Consider the following 14,612-nt stretch of genomic DNA (forward strand, 5'->3'; position numbering starts at 1 on the left):
CCAGTGTGGTTTGGCTATTCGGTACGTTTTGCGGCTGTGAGCTGACGGTCAACGTTACCGCCCGAGCTTCCGGGAAGCACTTCAGAAAGCCTGTTGACCGACTCGATCGTGTGTTCGGGTTTCCGGATCGCGCGGACCCGCAGGTAGCCGAGCAAGCCGAATACCGCCGCGGCGAGAACCATGATGCCGAAGACGATCAGGAAAGCTGCCCAGCGCCACAACCAGGTATCGAGCAGCTCAGCGAGAAAGAAGAAAAAGAAGAAGAGGCTGAAAAGGAGAATAACGCCTGCGACGACGAAGAAGGCACTGCCTTTGACGCCCTTTTTGACCTCGTTGGTGACCTCGGATTTGGCGAGTTCGACCTCAGCGCGGAACAACGTCGAGACGTGCGTCGTGGCTTCCTTCACCAACTCGCCGATACTCGCCTGCTGCCCTGGGTGGCGCGCGTCGGCATCCGACAGCGGAATCGAGGCCACAGTTTGTGGTACTCCGTCGCCCGTCATGCGCCCATTGCTGCGGTCGTTGAAGGTCACGTCCACTCCTTCATTTTCGTCTCGGCGATCTTCTTCGTGGCGAGCCGACTCGATTTAGGCCAGACATCTCTCGCATCTCTCGGCCTATGTTGCCACGTTAACCGGATTATGTTGTGGATGGGCCGGATAGTCCGAGATCGAGCGGGCAATTCCAACCTGGCAATTGCCGTATTCCGCACCAATGCATGCTTTCTGGGGGGCGGCTTCGGGGCCTGCTGACCCTGAGATCTGCAGGCTTCATATTGTCATCGCGACGGCTGGATGATGAGTTCGTTGTCCACGCTGGCGGCGGGCACCAGCCCGCGTGCTGCCCGCTCTATTTCCTGGCGCCGCTTGATGCTGGATACGTGCCCGGTGAGGCGCAGCGTGTTGCCCCGGGCCGTCACAACCACGCCGGGTTCGTCATCAAAATGAATTCCGGTAACTCTGCTTCCCATAGAGAGGACGTTCCCACGGCGAGGCGCCCTAAAACTCCCACTGCGAGTGAGGCTTTAGGGCGCCCGGCCGTTCAGTTACTTTCCCCCACGCAGTGATTCCACGACACCCGGATCCACCAGCGTCGACGTGTCACCAAGCTGGCGGCCTTCGGCCACATCCCGCAGCAGGCGGCGCATGATCTTGCCACTTCGGGTTTTCGGGAGCTCGGGAACGATATAGATATCGCGGGGTTTCGCGATCGGGCCGATATCCCGAGAGACCGTTGCCCGGAGGTCCGCGACGAGTTCGTCGCCGGTGTTCACGACACCTTGCCGCAGGATCACGAATGCGACAATCGCCTGACCGGTTGTCGCATCGGTCGCGCCGATCACCGCTGACTCGGCGACCGCGTCATGACCAACCAGGGCCGACTCGACTTCGGCGGTCGAGATCCGGTGCCCGGAAATATTCATAACGTCGTCGACACGGCCGAGAACCCACACTGCTCCGTCTTCGTCGAACTTGGCTCCGTCACCCGCGAAGTAGTAGCCCTGCTCTGCGAAACGCGACCAGTACGTGTCTTTAAACCGCTGCATGTCACCCCAGATGCCACGCAACATGGCCGGCCACGGCTGATCGATAACGAGGTATCCGTTCGCTTCTGTAGCGCCGCGTGCGACGGGGTGTGCTTCATCGTCGACGATCTGCATCGAGATTCCAGGCAACGGCGCCATCGCGGAGCCCGGTTTGCACTCAGTGACGCCGGGGAGCGGGGAGATCATGATTGCACCCGTCTCGGTCTGCCACCACGTGTCGACGATGGGGCAGCGGCCACCGCCAAGGACGCTGTGGTACCAGCGCCACGCTTCGGGGTTGATCGGCTCGCCGACGGTGCCGAGCAGCCGCAGCGATGAGAGATTGTGGGCGTCGGGGATCTCGCGGCCCCACTTCATGAATGTCCGGATCAGCGTGGGCGCGGTGTAGTAGATCGTGACGCCGTGGTTCTCGATGATCTCGAAGTGCCTGTGCTCGTTCGGTGAGTTAGGCGTGCCCTCGTACACAACCTGAGTTGTCCGGTTCGACAGCGGCCCATACACGATGTAGCTGTGCCCGGTTACCCAGCCGATGTCGGCGGTGCACCAGTACACGTCTTCGCCGGGCTTGTGATCGAAGACGTAGTGGTGGGTGTAGGACGCCTGCGTGAGGTAACCACCGGAGGTGTGCAGAATGCCCTTCGGCTTACCTGTCGTACCCGAGGTATACAACAGGAACAGCGGGTGCTCCGAATCAAATGCCTCAGCCGTGTGTTCGCTGGACGCCTTCTCGACTGTCTCGTGCCACCACAGGTCGCGGCCGGCTTGCCAAGGAGTGTCCTCGCCTGTCCGGCGGACAACGAGCACATGCTCGACCGACGGCGCTGGAGTGTCACCGCCGATCGCCTCATCTACGGCTGCCTTAAGCGGAGCGGGCTTGCCCCGGCGGAATTGACCGTCGGTGGTGATGACGAGCTTCGCTTCGGCGTCGTCGATGCGCGAACGCAGCGCGCTCGACGAGAAGCCTGCAAACACGACGGAATGCGTGAGACCCAGGCGTGCGCAGGCGAGCATCGAAGCAATTGCCTCCGGGATCATCGGCATATAAATCGCGACGCGATCGCCTGCCTGAAGCCCGAGTTCACTCAGGTAGTTCGCGGTTTTGGACACAAGGCTGAGCAGGTCGCTGTAGGTGAGGGTGCGAGTGTCACCCGGCTCGCCGACCCAGTGGATCGCCACCTGGTCGCCGTAGCCAGCCTCTACGTGCCGGTCTACGCAGTTGTATGCGACGTTCAGCTTGCCGCCTACGAACCACTTCGCGACCGGGGCTTCGGACCAGTCGAGTACCTGATTGAACGGTTCGTGCCAGTGCAACCGCGCGGCCTGCTTCGCCCAGAACGCGTCACGATCCGAATCCGCTTCGCTGTACAGCTCAGCCCCACCGTTTGCTTGCGCGGCGAACTCGGCACTGGGCGGGTACGCCGCAAGCACAGGCTTTTCAGTTGCTTCAGTAGGCATCTAGCGCAACTCCCTCACGTCGGTAGTCATCGCCCCAGGTCTAGGAGCGTCGTCTGCGCCGACCGCCTCGAAATTCGAGGTGACCGCACGTACTGGACGGCTATGACAACACGGCACCAAACCTGCATCACATAGCCACCCCTGCTTGTGAGGGTAGTCACAACGGCCTGCAGTGCACAGAGCGCTTTCCTGTGTGCGGAGTCACATGCGCGCTGAGCGGTAGGCGTCGTGCGCTGGACGGCAGGTAACCGCCGTGGTCAGCAGCAGTGGAACGGAAGCCTCGGCGCTGCACGGCGAATTGGCTGCAACTCCCTGTAACGCCCGGGTCGCGGCCCCTGCGGCTGCGGCAGTAGCGCATCGGTATGTTTGCGTATGTGTCTGACATTCTGGCCCCGATTCTGGATCTGCCGGGCGTTACCGAAGCCGCTGACAAGGCCCGTGACGTGCTGGGGCAAGCGCACCGTCACCGGGCGAATCGCCGGGAATGGGCGAAAGCTGCCACCGAAGCCGCGATCCGGGCAGCCCGCGCATCGTCAGCGCTTGACGGCGGGAAGACCGAGCTGAGCGCCTCCGGGCAGATCGAGGATCCGATACTCGCAGGTGCCGTGCGCGTGGCGCAGGCGCTAGACGGTGAGGGGCTGGCGAATCTGGGCCGCGTGTGGCAGCGGGCGCCCCTGCAGGCGCTGGCCAAGCTGCACGTGCTTGCCGCGTCCGACCTCGCGGAAGACCGTGAAGGACTGGGCCGCCCTCGAGGCGGCGCTGGAGTCGGGGAGCGGCTCGACATGCTCGCGCAGCTAGTCACGGGCGGAACGCGCGCACCAGCGCCGGTTGTTGCTGCGGTTGTGCACGGTGAGGTCCTCGCGCTCCGCCCGTTCGGCACGGCCGATGGGATTGTCGCGCGCGCAGCGTCGCGCCTCGTGGCGGTGACCTCTGGACTGGATCCACATAACCTCGGCGTGCCGGAGGCTGCGTGGCTGAAACGGCTGTCGGCTTACCGGTCCGGTGCTGAGTTGTTCGCGCAAGGCACCCCGGAAGGTGTGGGCAATTGGGTGATCTTTTGCTGTGGTGCGCTGGAAGCGGGTGGACGAGAGGCCCTCGCTATTGCTGATGCCGTCGCGGCAAAGCCGGGTTAAAGCCCAAGAATTCAACGCAAACAATGAAAGCGGGCGGCGATTCTTCCGAATCTCCGCCCGCGTAGCACAGGCATCCTGGTTACCATGCGTGCTTTTAGGGTTGTGTGGGTTGGCCTCGGCGCAACCGTCACTGCCTTTGGCGGGTCTCTACCCACAAGAGACCGTATCGCCGCAGAATAAGCGACGGCTCGCAGGCCCACAACACTTCTGCCCTTTCGCGGCATGTGCTCCGCGTGGGTACCTGGTGTCCGTACTAGGGATTCGCGGCCGGGGAGGTCGAGATCTTCTCTTTCGATTCGGCCTTAGCCTGCCGTGCTCCCGTACCTTCTTTGTACTCCTGACCCCGCACTGCCTGCAAGGAGTTTAGGGAGATTGGAGATGATCCAATTGAATTATTTTCGTCTGCGAAAGTAAGCGAACGCGGCGGCACCAGCTGCCAGCACGGCGCTGGCGCCCAGCGCCGCAGTGGCCGCCACCGTCTTTGTTGACGGCGCTGGCAGCTGCGCGCGCAGCGATACCGGATTGGAGAACGTGAGGACTGGCCAGCCGCGCGCAGCCGCTTCACGCCGCAACTGGCGGTCGGGGTTCACGGCGGTGGGGTGGCCGACTGCCTCAAGCATCGGGATGTCCGCTGCTGAGTTCGAGTAAGCGTGAGAAACACGCAGGTCGTAGCCTTCGCGGTCGGCGAGCTCCTGGATCGCGTGAACTTTGGCTGCTCCGTGGCAGAAGAACTCGAGCTCTCCGGTGTAGCGGCCATCCCTTATCGCCATCCTGCTCGCAAGCGCGTGTTTCGCGCCGAGAGCCATCGCAATAGGCGTAACGATCTCTGCGCCGGAGGCGGAAACGACAATCACGTCATGGCCGCGCGCAATATGGTCGGAAATCAGTGCGGCTGCCTCGCCGAAAACGAATGGCGTCACGATGTCATGAAGCGTTTCCTGAACGATCGATTCCACTTGAGCAACATCCCAGCCTTCGCACATTGAGGTGATGTGTGAGCGCAAACGATCAGTCTGCTCATGATCGGCACCCGAAAGTAGGAATAAGAACTGCGCATAACTACTTTTCAGTACGGCGCGGCGGTTGATCAGGCCTTCTTCGAAGAAAGGCTTGCTGAAAGCGAGAGTCGACGACCGCGCGATGACGGTCTTGTCTAAATCGAAGAATGCAGCAGGACGCTGCGCAGAGCTTGTGCTGCCGGATCCCTCATTCACGGAACCCAGGATAGTTCCACCGCCACGAATCCGAAGCCAGGGGGCGCCTCAAGAACAGCTCAGACACTCAGATGCTGATGATGAACGAATCCAGAAAAGTCAGATGTTGAATGCGGAAACATTGCTGCAATCCCGTGTACTATGAAGGCACTCGGACATGATCCGGGTGAGTTCAGCCCGACCCCCCGGGGCTGAACTCCGACGACCCCCGCCCCCTCCCCCCTGGCGGGGGTCGTCCCATATCTGGCACGATCCGCCGATACCGCTATAGCGCGGACTATGGCGAAGCCTCCCAGCGGTGCAAAAGGGTACCGTCGCGCGACCGCCCACGAAAGTGAAGTGCCCCGGGGCCCCAGCGTTATCCACAGGATCGAGTTATCCACAAGCCCCGCCAAGATTTTCTGGCGTCGAATCGCGTTCCGCCGGAGGGTAGGGGCATGCGCACCACTGACCCCGCGATTGTCTGGCTGAAAGATCCCGACTGCCTCGCTGAAGTTCACCGTATTGCCGCGGCAGCGGCCTGCCCGGTTGAAGATGTGTTCGGCGCTGAGGGGGGCGCGCCGGGCCAAATCCCTCCCTTGCTACGGAGAAGGTGGGGCAGCGCGCCGTGCGTTCTTCTTGACCCTGAAACGGCGTCGGCCTGTAGCACCGCTGAGTTGCCCAAGCGGTCGGGCATCGTCATTGTGCAATCAGCTGACGCCGAGGAAGCGCCTGAAAATTGGCGCGAACTCGTCAAGCTCGGGGTCAGTGAGGTATGTCAGCTGCCTGGTTGTGAGCGCAAGTTGGTGGACGCGCTCAGTCGTAGCGGGGAGGCAGCGACCCGCAGTGGGCGAGTTATCGCTGTTACCGGGGCCCGTGGTGGGGCCGGTGTGTCGACATTCGCTGCGGCGCTGGCTCTCACCTCGGCATCGCGGACGCTGCTAGTCGACACCGATGACGACGGGCCGGGACTGGATCTCACGCTGGGCGCGGAACAGTCCGAAGGGTTGCGATGGCCTGATCTGCGAGGCCTTACCGGCCGGGTGTCCGCAGAGGCACTGTGGTCGGCGCTGCCCTCGGTCGATTCAGTCTCGGTTCTTTCGCACGCCCGCATGACCTCGCCGGGACTCGAGCGCGAGGGCGTCACGGCCTCAGCGCTGCGAGCGGTTGCGGACGCAGCGAAGGCTGATGGCGCGCTTTGTGTGGTCGATCTACCGAGGCTTCGGAGCGAAGCGGGGGACGCTTGTCGCGATATCGCGGACCTCATCGTGATGGTGACACCGGCGGAGATCCGCGCTTGTGCGGCGGCGCGAAGCCGTGGCGCGCTGCTGCGCGATTGTCCCTCCGGACTCGTTGTTCGTGGGCCCTCACCAGGTGGCCTTTCCGCGCATGACGTTGCCCGGGCAACTGGCTTGGAGCTGCTCGCATCGCTGCGCGCGGAGTCAGCGCTTGCCGCACGCCTCGAGCGCGGCGGCTTGCGGTTGTCCAAGCGCTCACCGATCCAGCAGGCCGCCCAGAAAGTTCTGCACAGAGCGGATGCGGCATGAGCGCAGTGACCCCACAGTTTCTCGACCGGGTTCGGAGCCGGCTAGCCGAATCTGCCGGGGCGCTTACCCCAGACGTCATTGCTACCGCGGTGCGTGCCGAATCCAGCGGTGTGCTCGGTGACTTCGAAGTGCTCGGTGCTTTACGCACCTTGCACACCGAGATGCAGGGCGCCGGCATCCTCGACCCGCTGCTCGCTGATCGGGCGGTCACAGACGTGCTTGTGCTTGGCGACGGCTCGGTATGGGTCGACGCTGGGCATGGAGTTCAGCGTGCAACACCGTCGTTTCCAGATGCCGCTTCAGTACGGCGTTTCGCTCAGAGGCTCGCGCTGCGTGCTGGCCGCAGGCTTGATGACGCGCAACCGTTCGCCGACGGCTGGCTTCCGGGGCTAGCGGGCAGCGATGCGGGGGTCCGTCTGCACGCGGTCCTCCCGCCCGTCGCAGTGGACGGTCCCTGCGTATCACTGCGGGTCTTGCGCCCTGCCGCGCACACCCTTGCTGACCTCGGGGCCCGCGGTGCTGTACCCGATGACGCGATGCCTCTGCTCCGCGGCATCGTCGAAGCGAGACTCTCATTCCTGGTCACTGGCGGCACTGGCAGCGGGAAAACCACACTGCTCGCCGCGCTTCTAGGATGCGTAAAGCCCACAGAGCGAATCGTGTGCGTCGAGGACGCGGCTGAACTTGCTCCGCGGCACCCACAGCTGGTCCGGCTCGCCGCCCGCGCGGCCAACGTCGAAGGCGCAGGCACGGTGAGCCTTCGTGACCTCGTGAGGCAAGCCCTCCGTATGCGGCCCGATCGCATCGTCGTGGGCGAGGTCCGCGGCGCAGAAGTGATCGACTTGCTTGCCGCGCTCAATACGGGACACGACGGCAGCGCAGGGACCGTTCACGCTAACTCGCCGCGCGAACTCCCCGCACGGCTGGAGGCGCTCGCTGCGTTAGGGGGCATCGAACCTTTCGCCCTTCATAGTCAGCTAGCAGCGGCACTGCGCGTCGTCCTGCACGTCGCGCGAGACCGCACCGGCCGGCGCAGTCTCACCGAGATCGCACTGCTCGATCCGCCGTGCTCTGGCCGCGTCGCCGCACGTACATGCTGGTCCACTGCCGAGGGCAATGTTCCGGGATTCGGCGAACTCCGCACGCTGATCCACAGCCGGGGAGCACCCACATGATCGCAGTAGCGTGTGTGCTGCTCAGTGCCGCACTATTAATCACACCCCCGCCGCGGCAGCGGCGCCGACTACGGTTACTCGCCGTTGGTGGCAGGCCGAAGCCAGTGCCACCACGTGCTCTGGCTGCTCTCTGCGCTGGTACTGCGGCAGCCGCCACCTGGGTCATCGTGACCCTGGCCGGAATCGCGCCTGTCATCGCGCTGCTGGTCGTCGGCTTGACGGCGGTACGGCGCCTCCACACGAACAGAACTGGTGCGGTGCGTCGTTCGGAGATGACGGTGATGTCCGAAGCGCTCGACGCGGTTGTGGCGGAACTGCGTGCAGGAGCGCATCCGGTGACAGCCTGTGGGACTGTGTGCGCAACCGCCCAGGGATCAGCGGCCTCGCTCTTCAGGCGGGCAGCCGGGCGCGCTCGGCTCGGAGCAGATGTCGCGGCTGGCTTCGCCAGTGCTCATGACCAGTCGGTCGCCCGTCAAATCGGCAGTGCGTGGCGCATTGCGGAGGCTCATGGTGCGCAGCTCGCCGAACTGCTCGCCGCAGTTCGCCAAGACGTACGAGAACGACTCGCATTCGAAAAGACGTTGCACGCGTCGCTCGGGGGAGCCAGGGCTACGGCGGCGATCCTCGCAGGACTGCCGCTGATTGGAATCGTGTTTGGTGAACTCATGGGGGCGTCGCCTGTGCACCTTCTTCTCTCCACACACAATGGCGGCATCCTGCTCGTGTGTGGAGTTCTCCTCGCTGCCACGGGACTGCTATGGAGCGATCGAATCCTCGAAGGTGCGCGCCGATGACGGAGTGGGCATTGTTCCTCCTTGCTGGGGCGACTGTTGTGTGGCCCGCACAGAAAACCGACCGCATCGCGTCAGACGAGCACGGTGAGGCCGCAGATGCTGTCACAACTATGGTCGCGGCTGACGGGTACGACGCGGCCGCAGTCTTCGACGTTTTCGCGGCTTGCTTACGTGCAGGACTGCCTCCGGCGGTTGCGGCGCGGGCTGTGTGCGACTCACACCGAGGGCCCGTCGCTCAGTTCTTCCGGCATACGACAGACCTCATGATGCTCGGCGCGGACCACGAAACAGCCTGGAAAGCGGCGGCGCGCAGTCCTGAAACGAAATCCCTGGTGACGGCAGCCCAGCGTTCTGCGCGGGCGGGGACGCCGCTCGCGGAAGCAGTAAGTGAACTTGCGGGTGATCTGCGCCAGGCGGCAACTGACGCTGCCAGTGAAAGAGCACAGAAAGCGGCTGTACTCATCGCTGCGCCGCTGGGTGTCTGCTTTCTGCCGGCCTTCATGTGCCTCGGCATCGCACCCGTCGTCATGGGATTGGCAAACCAGCTGATGTCGGGCAGCCCCGTATGACCCTTTTCCCCTGGGGAGCTAGCCACCGAAGACCCTCTCCCGGCAAAGGCACTGTCGCAAAGTGCGATACGAAGAAAGGACAGCGGAACCGTGGAATCAGATGCGGAACAGACTCCGATTGCAGTGAACAGGATGGCGGCTGTGCGCGCCGAAATTCTTTCTCGCCTGCACGGTCTGGGCGAGGAGGAAGGAATGAGCACTGTCGAGTATGCGATTGGGACGATCGCGGCTGCGGCGTTCGCCGCGATCTTGTACACCGTGGTGACGGGGAACTCGGTGGTCGGTGCGATGACCAGTCTCATCGAGCGTGCGCTGACTACGCCCGTGTAGGGCTCGGTGACGAGGCGGGCGCGGTCACGGTGGAGACCGCGGTCGCCACGCTGACACTGATGATCGTCCTGTGGATGTGCCTGGGCGGTATCACTGCGGGGCTCGCATACGTCAAGTGTGTCGATGCGGCGCGTGAAGCAGCTCTTGGGGTCGCGCGGGGGGACCCGAATGCTGTGGAACGCGCCCGTGGGCTGGCCCCTCAGGGTGCCGGGTTTGAGGTCGACACAACGCGGCGGGGAATCGTGAGCGTGCGGGTAGATTCCCGGTCGCGCGCGTTTCCTCTGCTTAAGATTAGCGCGGAGACCGTGGCTGCAGTCGAGGAGTGGGCCGGGTGAGTGATGACGAAGGAGGGGTCACGGTCGTGGGCGCTGTGATCGCGCTCGTCATGATGCTGGCTGCGCTTGCAGTGGTGATGTACGCGAGCGCGGTGGCCACCCGGTACAACGCGCGGGCCGCTGCGGACGCGGCCGCACTCGCGGGTGCTGTGGCCTTCGCACGTGCCGACACGGACGCGTGTCAGGCCGCCGAGGACATCGCCGGGCTCAATGGCGCGGCGTTACAGAGGTGCGTGGTGCGCGGAAGTGACCTCGTGGCGACCGTGTGGGTGCCGCTGCCGATCCGGATACCGGGGTACTCTGGTGTCACGGCATCGGCACGGGCTGGGCCGTTTGAGGTGGCTCACTGACGAACGCAGGGCCCTGCGGCAACTCACCGAGAACCGCTCGCAGCACCCGTATCGCACCGGCTTTGTCGAGGGGATCATTACCGTTGCCGCATTTCGGCGACTGTACGCACGACGGGCAGCCCTCGACGCAGCCGCACCGTTCGATCACGTCAGCTGTTGCCGTGAGCCACTCCCGGATCGCGCTATGCCCCCGCTCGGCGATGCCAGCACCGCCAGGATGCCCGTCGTAGATGAAGACAGTGGGGAGGCCAGTATCTGCGTGCAGAGCCGTCGACACACCGCCGATATCGCCGCGGTCTGCTGTCGCCACAAGCGGCAAAAGACCGATAGCGGCGTGCTCGGCTGCGTGCAAAGCACCAGGCAGCTCATCGTCGGCGATGCCGGCGCCCGTGAGATGGCCTGGCGTGATCGTCCACATGACGGCAACAGTGTGCAAAGTGCTCGTGGGCATCTCGAGTTCCACAGTGTCGAGAATCTCGCCCGTGGGCAGCCGCCTCAAATAGCTGACGACCTGGCTTGTGACTTCCACGTCAGCGAGGCCGAGTGACACAGCACCGTGCGAGGAATGGACGCGGATGTGTGTGATCCGGATATCGCTCACTGACCGCGATGTCGTTGACCAGCCAGGGTCCTCGTGCCGAACGAGCGCCAGGCCTTCCTCTAGATTGAGGTTTTCGACGAGGTATGTGTCGCCCTGGTGGAGGTGGACTGCGCCGGGGTGAACGGTGGCGGGTGCACGGCCCGCGTCAACGGTGCCGAGGAGCGCTCCCGTAGCACTTTCGACGATTGCGACCTGCCCGGCTGCGCCACCGCGAATCGAAACTTCCTCGTGGGGGTTAACGCCGGGTGCGATGAACCAGCCACTGGGGCGGTGTCTGATAAGGCCGTCAGCTTCTAGCAGGTGCAGCGTATCCACAACACCGAGTTGTGCGGCCTCGGCATCACTGAGGGGATGCTCTGCGGCGGCGCAGAGAAGGTGCGGGCCCTGCACATACGGATTGCCGGGGTCCGTGACGGTAGCTTCGACGGGTTTACCCAACAGAGCTGCTGGGTTGTGCACGAGAAACGAATCGAGGGGATCATCCCGCGCGACGAGTATAACGACCGCACCCTGACCCCGCCGCCCTGCGCGGCCGGATTGCTGCCAGAACGAGGCGCGCGTGCCGGGGAAGCCCGCAATCACTACCGCATCGAGCCCCGCGATATCGACACCGAGTTCGAGTGCATTGGTTGTCGTGACGCCGAGCAATTCGCCCTCGGCAAGGTCTGTTTCGATACGCCGGCGGTCTTCGGCGAGGTAGCCGGCCCGATACGCGGTCACGCGGTGCGCGAGACCAGTGCCCGACTCGTCGAGCAGTCGGCGTGCGGTCATGGAAGCGAACTCCGCGCCAGCTCGGGAACGGACGAACGTGAGGGTTCGGGCGCCTTCCCGAACAAGTGACGCGGTGAGTGCGGCCGCCTCCGTCGTCGCGGAACGCCTGGCTGGCGCTGGGCTGCCGTGGTCGGGGCCTGAGGTAAGGAATCCGGGCTCCCACATCGCGACGGTGCGGGCTCCGTGCGGTGAACAGTCCTCTGTCACTTCGGCGCAGTTGATGCCGACGAGCCGCGTTGCGGCCGCGGCCGGATTGGCGGTTGTCGCGCTGGCCAGTATGAACACCGGATCCGCGCCGTAGCGGCGCGCGATGCGGCGGAGGCGGCGAATCACCCACGAAACGCTCGAACCAAAGATGCCACGGTAGTGATGGCATTCGTCAACCACGACGTAGCGGAGCCCGCGGAAGAACCGCGCCCAGCGTTCGTGGCTGGGCAGGATCCCGATGTGCAGCATGTCTGGATTGGTGAAGACCCAGCGCGCGTGGTTCCGGATCCAGGGGCGGATATCGCTGGGAGTGTCTCCGTCATAAGGGTACGGGTGGGCGGTGTCGAGACCCGGAAGTGAATTCGTCAGCCGGGCAGCGTTCTTCAGCTGGTCTGCGCCAAGCGCTTTCGTGGGCGCGAGATACAGAGCGGTGTCCGACTGTGACTCGGCAAGTGCGGTCACGATCGGGAGTTGGTACACCAATGATTTGCCGGACGCGGTGCCCGTGGCGGTGACAACGCTGGTGCGCCGATGCGCGAGGTTCGCCGCCTCGGCCTGGTGGCCGTACAGACGCTTGATACCGCAATTTTCTAGCTCAGCCCGGAGCGGTGGGTGGACCCAATCGGGCCAGTCCGCGTAGGCGGCCTCGCGGGCGGGGATGACGGTCGTGAACGCAGGCGCCCCGCACGTGCCGAGTGCCTCCTCAGACACGAGCGCCGCGATGAGATCTTCGCCGAATTCACGTGGCGAAGGGCTAGGGAGGGTACCGCTCACGCGAGCCACGGTAGCGTCACAACTCGCTCCACGCTAACCATGTTTACCTGTTTACGCTGCATCGGAGTCCGGGATGTGCAACGGTGCGAGGATGAACGTTTCTGCGAATAACTCAGGCTGGAGGCGCTTTTCGCGCGCTGTATCCGTAATCGTGTCAGCGCTTGCGGTTGCTGCCGGAACGCTCGCCGCCGCGGGTACGGCCAGTGCTCAGCCAGCGGACGTACGGTACGTCTCGTTTGGGGATAGCTTCACCTCTGGCCCGAGCTACGACCCTTTCGGCGGCTGTCCGCAGTTGCCGTACACGTGGCCGAAGCGGTTCGCGGCCCAGTGGGGGCTCGGTGGTGACTGGTTCGACGCCTCATGTTCGGGGGCAGTCGTGGATGGGCGTGGCACAAACACATTCGGCGAACAGCTGGCCGCCGCCCGTGGCGCGCTGGGCCCGCGGACGGAACTTGTCACGATCCAGTTCGGAGGAAACGAAACGTACGGGGGCGCTGGTCGCAGCGCGGCATGGTCCGTGGGCCTCTGCATCATCGATTTCGTCAATGGGTGCAATGATCCGGCCGACCCGGCAGCCGTGCGTCCGCATGCGGTAACCGGTGCTGAGGTCGCGCGGCGCTTGACTGCCGGAGACAGCGGGAACCTGATCGGCGAGATTCGGCGAGCGGCGCCTAATGCGCGCATCGCTATTGTCGGTTATCCGACGATCCTTCCGGACGATACCTCGGTGTGTATGCCGGTGAACGGAGTGGAGGCTGCGGACTTCCAGCCACGGGCCAGGTATGCGCACGAGATGCTGCAGCGGATCGAGCAGGCACAGCGTGAAGCTGCCGGGATTCTTGGCGTTGAGTTCTGGTCTTTAAAGGCCGCTACAGCAGGCCGTGACATGTGCAAGCCCGTGGGGCAGCGCTGGATAACCCGGGCGGGCGATTTCCATGAGGAACTGTTGCCATTCCACCCGACGCGGGAAGGCTACGCGGCGCAAGCCGCCGCACTTACTGCTATGCGGACCAGGTGAGCCGCGGTGCGAGTGTCAGTCGCGAGTTGCGCTGCAGATCGTCGCATTGGGGTTACGGTGGCGTGAAGCAGGCAAGTCGGGTGTATGACGCTTTTTAGGCGAGGCAGGTCTTGTGAGATGAAGGTATCTGGACGCGTCGGGCGGTTGGTTGGCATCGTTTTCGCAGTGTCACTCGGTGTGTGCGGCGCGTTCAGCGCAGCGGCGTGCGCGACGGATGACGATGCGCGCGGCGAGGGTGGCGGCGACTCCGCCGATGTGGCCGGGACGCCAGAGCCTGATCCGATTACCACGGAGGAATGGCTAGCACGATTCTGTGCACCGTTCATCTCGCTCGACGACGCCTTTCAGCATTACGACGTACTCGTCGCTGAGCCGCCGGATGAACCGGGTGCGGCGCGCGAAGCGTATCTGGACCTGTTTTCGCACCTGCACGCGGTACTGGAAGGATCGTCCGAGAGTTTCGGGGGTCTCGGCGATCCGCCGGTCTCAGACATGCCGCCCGGTTTCAGCCAGGCGATGTCAGAAGCGACACAGCGGGCGGCCGACGACGTGGCAGGATTGCAGACCAGGCTCGAAGAGATCGAACCCGACGATGCTGTGGCTATGGCTGATTTCATGACGGAAATGGAAGAGACCCAGAACCCGATCGCTACGGCCTTCGAGGACCTCGACGAGTATGAATCCGCGGAGCTTGATGCTGCTATTGGTGGCATTCCTGAGTGCGCGGTGCTGACCACGGAGCAGTGATGCGCGGAGGTTGGCAGACCCGTGCAGCAGCTTGGCAGTGTGTAGGACATACTGGCAGCGGGAACCA

The 14,612-nt window shown here is 64.0% G+C and carries 15 protein-coding genes; 10 read left to right on the top strand and 5 right to left on the bottom strand.

Annotation, left to right across the window (positions count from 1 at the left end; translation table 11 throughout):
• Positions 1-14 precede the first annotated feature (14 nt).
• From ONR57_RS05325 to acs, 3 genes are all read right to left on the bottom strand, one after another.
• Positions 15-533, bottom strand: coding sequence for a phage holin family protein (locus ONR57_RS05325; protein ID WP_374116400.1), 519 nt, complete (start codon positions 531-533; stop codon positions 15-17).
• 245 nt (positions 534-778) lie between these two features.
• A complete protein-coding gene (locus ONR57_RS05330; protein ID WP_265121971.1) occupies positions 779-970 on the bottom strand; it encodes a hypothetical protein in 192 nt (63 codons plus the stop codon).
• A 75-nt stretch (positions 971-1,045) separates the two neighbouring features.
• Positions 1,046-3,001, bottom strand: a complete 1,956-nt coding sequence (gene acs / locus ONR57_RS05335) for an acetate--CoA ligase (protein ID WP_265121972.1) — start codon at positions 2,999-3,001, stop codon at positions 1,046-1,048.
• 374 nt (positions 3,002-3,375) lie between these two features.
• Here acs and ONR57_RS05340 point away from each other — a divergent pair, with 374 nt between their 5' ends.
• A complete protein-coding gene (locus ONR57_RS05340; protein ID WP_265121973.1) occupies positions 3,376-4,134 on the top strand; it encodes an oxidoreductase in 759 nt (252 codons plus the stop codon).
• Positions 4,135-4,526: 392 nt separating this feature from the next.
• Here ONR57_RS05340 and ONR57_RS05345 read toward each other — a convergent pair whose 3' ends face one another.
• Positions 4,527-5,357 carry an HAD-IB family hydrolase gene (locus tag ONR57_RS05345; RefSeq protein WP_265122159.1) on the bottom strand — a complete coding sequence of 277 codons (831 nt, stop codon included), beginning with the start codon at positions 5,355-5,357 and terminating at the stop codon, positions 4,527-4,529.
• A gap of 428 nt (positions 5,358-5,785) precedes the next feature.
• Between ONR57_RS05345 and ssd the strand changes: the two genes are divergently transcribed.
• The 7 genes from ssd to ONR57_RS05380 all read left to right on the top strand — a co-directional run bounded on the left by ssd (position 5,786) and on the right by ONR57_RS05380 (position 10,427).
• A complete protein-coding gene (ssd, locus tag ONR57_RS05350; RefSeq protein ID WP_265121974.1) occupies positions 5,786-6,874 on the top strand; it encodes a septum site-determining protein Ssd in 1,089 nt (362 codons plus the stop codon).
• 5 nt (positions 6,875-6,879) lie between these two features.
• Entirely contained in the window at positions 6,880-8,049 is a 1,170-nt protein-coding gene (locus ONR57_RS05355; RefSeq protein ID WP_265122161.1) for a TadA family conjugal transfer-associated ATPase, read from the top strand.
• On the top strand, positions 8,046-8,843 hold the full coding sequence (locus tag ONR57_RS05360; RefSeq protein WP_265121976.1) for a type II secretion system F family protein: 798 nt from the start codon (positions 8,046-8,048) through the stop codon (positions 8,841-8,843). The genes ONR57_RS05355 and ONR57_RS05360 overlap by 4 nt, the downstream gene beginning before the upstream one ends.
• Positions 8,840-9,412: a type II secretion system F family protein gene (locus tag ONR57_RS05365; protein ID WP_265121977.1), complete on the top strand. Its 573-nt coding sequence runs from the start codon at positions 8,840-8,842 to the stop codon at positions 9,410-9,412. Before ONR57_RS05360 ends, ONR57_RS05365 begins: the two co-directional genes overlap by 4 nt.
• A gap of 132 nt (positions 9,413-9,544) precedes the next feature.
• Positions 9,545-9,742 (top strand): DUF4244 domain-containing protein, encoded by a 198-nt coding sequence (locus ONR57_RS05370; RefSeq protein WP_279347516.1) that lies wholly within the window; start codon positions 9,545-9,547, stop codon positions 9,740-9,742.
• A gap of 29 nt (positions 9,743-9,771) precedes the next feature.
• On the top strand, positions 9,772-10,077 hold the full coding sequence (locus ONR57_RS05375) for a TadE family type IV pilus minor pilin (protein WP_265121978.1): 306 nt from the start codon (positions 9,772-9,774) through the stop codon (positions 10,075-10,077).
• Entirely contained in the window at positions 10,074-10,427 is a 354-nt protein-coding gene (locus ONR57_RS05380; protein WP_265121979.1) for an Rv3654c family TadE-like protein, read from the top strand. The genes ONR57_RS05375 and ONR57_RS05380 overlap by 4 nt, the downstream gene beginning before the upstream one ends.
• On the opposite strand, the gene ONR57_RS05385 is transcribed toward ONR57_RS05380, so the two are convergent.
• A complete protein-coding gene (locus tag ONR57_RS05385; protein ID WP_374116401.1) occupies positions 10,384-12,780 on the bottom strand; it encodes a DEAD/DEAH box helicase in 2,397 nt (798 codons plus the stop codon). The two genes, ONR57_RS05380 and ONR57_RS05385, sit on opposite strands and share 44 nt — an antisense overlap.
• A 91-nt stretch (positions 12,781-12,871) precedes the next feature.
• Here ONR57_RS05385 and ONR57_RS05390 point away from each other — a divergent pair, with 91 nt between their 5' ends.
• Positions 12,872-13,798 carry an SGNH/GDSL hydrolase family protein gene (locus ONR57_RS05390; protein WP_265121981.1) on the top strand — a complete coding sequence of 309 codons (927 nt, stop codon included), beginning with the start codon at positions 12,872-12,874 and terminating at the stop codon, positions 13,796-13,798.
• A gap of 117 nt (positions 13,799-13,915) precedes the next feature.
• Entirely contained in the window at positions 13,916-14,545 is a 630-nt protein-coding gene (locus ONR57_RS05395) for a hypothetical protein (protein WP_265121983.1), read from the top strand.
• Positions 14,546-14,612 lie beyond the last annotated feature (67 nt).

Origin of the sequence: Hoyosella sp. YIM 151337, from assembly GCF_026041215.1 — a bacterium.
Lineage (GTDB): Bacteria > Actinomycetota > Actinomycetes > Mycobacteriales > Mycobacteriaceae > Hoyosella.